Here is a 2,609-nt window from a genome sequence, read left to right as displayed (position 1 = left end):
GCTTTTCTTTTCGCAAATTTACTTGTCAAGGAACCATTTGAATTACAGAAGCGCTTTACAGCCGCACCGACTGGCTCAAGTTATATCGGTGCGAAAGTTGAGTAATTTACTAAAAGATGGAATGGCGGATTCTTTTGCCGCTCATTCAACGGATGCCTCAACAGTAATGAAATAAAAAACTGAAGGAGGAATTGTATGTTTCAATCAGGAAAAGAGTTGGAAACGGTTTTTTCCACAGAAGCCGCTTTCTACAAATTGAAAACGAATGGAATAACCCATGTGTGCAGGAGCCGCGCTGCTATCCGCAGAAAAGGCTCACAAGAGGATGGAGTCAATGCTCTTTTTGTGTTACTGAATCCAGGGAAATGTCTTCCTGCGGACGGGGAAGATTCTATTTCCTTCTTAACCGGAGAAACAGGCAAGTTACCTCTTGTACCGGCATTACCTGATAACACGATGTATCAGCTGATGCGGCTGATGGAACGGATGAACTGGAATTTGATCGAGGTCATCAATCTCACGGATATTAGGACCGGTAAATTTGATGACTATAAAGAAAGCCAGAAGTTAATGAACAAGCATTGGGACAGCCGCCACAACATCTTTTCATTTGATCGCTGCATCGAGTTACTGGATTGTGTTGAGAGAGCAGATTCCTTGATCGCAGGATGGGGAACAAAGGCACCAATCAGTCCAGCTGCCGAAAAGGCTTATACGATATTATCCCAATTTGGAACGATCAACGGTGTGACTTATAGAAATCATCCTCTGTACTATCATCCATTTCCCTGGATCAAGGCAAAATGCATCCAATGGCTGGATGAAATGGAAGAGCAACTGAAAAGGGCAGAGCAAGTGGTATAGCAATAGAAATTAATAAGTCAAAATTTGAGTTTAAGGAATTTGAGTTCCTACTATAGTATATAGATGTGCAGCAATGCAATTCAATAATACAGAAAAAGTATAGTAAATCAGCCGGTGACCAATACTTCAACCGATAAAAAGCCATCCCGAAATCAATAGATATCCGGATGGCTTTTTGCCTGCTGCGAGCGTACAGTTTTAAATAGAAGGTATTGTTGAATTTCGCCTATAAGCGCATACTAAGATCAAACAGAGGACAGAAAGAAGGAAGTTTTGTGGTACAGGTGAATAAAAAACACAATTCAGGACCGCAGAATTCAGACTTGGTGAGACAGTATGCCGAATCACCGGAAATGCAGCAGCAACTGTATCGGAAAACGTTGTGGATCGTTGTCTTTTCACAGATCATGGGAGGCGCAGGACTGACGGCCGGCATTACGGTAGGTGCATTATTGGCTCAGGACATGTTCGGAGATGCGAACTTTGCAGGCGTTCCGACCGCCCTGTTCACATTAGGCGCAGCAGGTGGGGCATATTATATTGGGAAGCTGTCACAAAAATTCGGCCGACGCCCGGGGCTCGCTACAGGATTTTTCGTCGGAGGCGTTGGAGCTGTCGGCGTCGTTTTGTCGGCTGTTGCGGACAATTTAGTATTGCTTTTGATTTCGCTCCTGTTTTACGGGGGAGGGACAGCGACCAATTTGCTGGCACGTTACGCCGGCACGGATCTCGCAAGCTCGGAACAACGTGGAAAGGCGATCAGCATTGCGATGGTCGGTACGACATTCGGTGCATTCGCGGGACCAAACCTTGTCGTCGTCATGGGCCGTTTCGCCGAGTCCATCAGCATTCCGGCACTCGCTGGACCATTCATTTTAGCTGCTGCGGCTTATTTTGCAGCAGCCCTCGTGCTGGTCTCATTCCTGCGGCCGGATCCTTTGATTATCGCTAAAGCAGTTGCGGAGAAAAAAGTGCAGGATGATAAGGCGTCGAATAAAGCCGCTGCTGCAGCACCGGCAATAAACAGCCGCGGTGTGTTTCTTGGGGCAACGGTGATGGTCATCGTACAAATGGTCATGGTGGCAATCATGACAATGACACCAGTCCATATGGGTCATCACGGCCATTCTCTCAGCGCTATGGGGATGGTCATCAGTATCCATATTACGGCAATGTATTTGCCGTCATTGCTGACGGGCGTATTGGTCGATAGAATCAGCCGAATGGCAATGGTTGTCGCGGCAGGCGCCACACTTTTATCTGCCGGAATCATTGCGGCAATTGCACCAGGCGATTCACTTCCTATGCTCATCCTGGCGCTCGCTTTGCTTGGCTTAGGCTGGAACTTCGGTTTGATCAGCGGCACAGCGCTGATCGTCGATTCGACGCTGCCGGAAGCGAGGGCAAAAACCCAGGGAACGGTCGATGTGCTTGTCGCCCTATCCGGCGCGGCAGGGGGCATGCTTTCCGGCATGGTTGTTGCGGGCTTCAGCTTCGGCATATTGTCGCTGGGCGGTGGATTCCTGGCGCTGTTGCTCATACCAGTAGTCGTCTGGTCACTTGGCAATAGCAAGACTAAGGCAGTGGGGCCCAGCTGATTTGGACATATTGCTTCATTGAAAAAGTTAAAAAAGGCGATTCCTAGACTGACATAGCGATTTGAGACACATATAAAACACCATCTTTAGGCTGCTTGCGCCCCAAATTCTTTGGGTGTCAGGTAGCCTAATTTTTCTAGGATCCGG

General features: G+C 47.9%; 2 protein-coding genes. Both read left to right on the top strand.

The features are described 5' to 3' along the window. The first annotated feature begins 195 nt into the window (after positions 1–195). Positions 196–864, top strand: coding sequence for a DUF1643 domain-containing protein (locus ACFQ1X_RS15485; RefSeq protein ID WP_144841698.1), 669 nt, complete (start codon positions 196–198; stop codon positions 862–864). Between the two features lie 275 nt (positions 865–1,139). Continuing rightward, positions 1,140–2,462, top strand: coding sequence for an MFS transporter (locus tag ACFQ1X_RS15480; protein ID WP_379083320.1), 1,323 nt, complete (start codon positions 1,140–1,142; stop codon positions 2,460–2,462). The last annotated feature ends 147 nt before the right edge of the window (positions 2,463–2,609 follow it).

The sequence above is a fragment of the Metaplanococcus flavidus genome (assembly GCF_042675885.1).
GTDB lineage: Bacteria > Bacillota > Bacilli > Bacillales_A > Planococcaceae > Planococcus > Planococcus flavidus.
The sequence above is the reverse complement of the archived record's forward strand: the minus strand, read 5'-3'. Positions and strand labels throughout refer to the sequence as shown.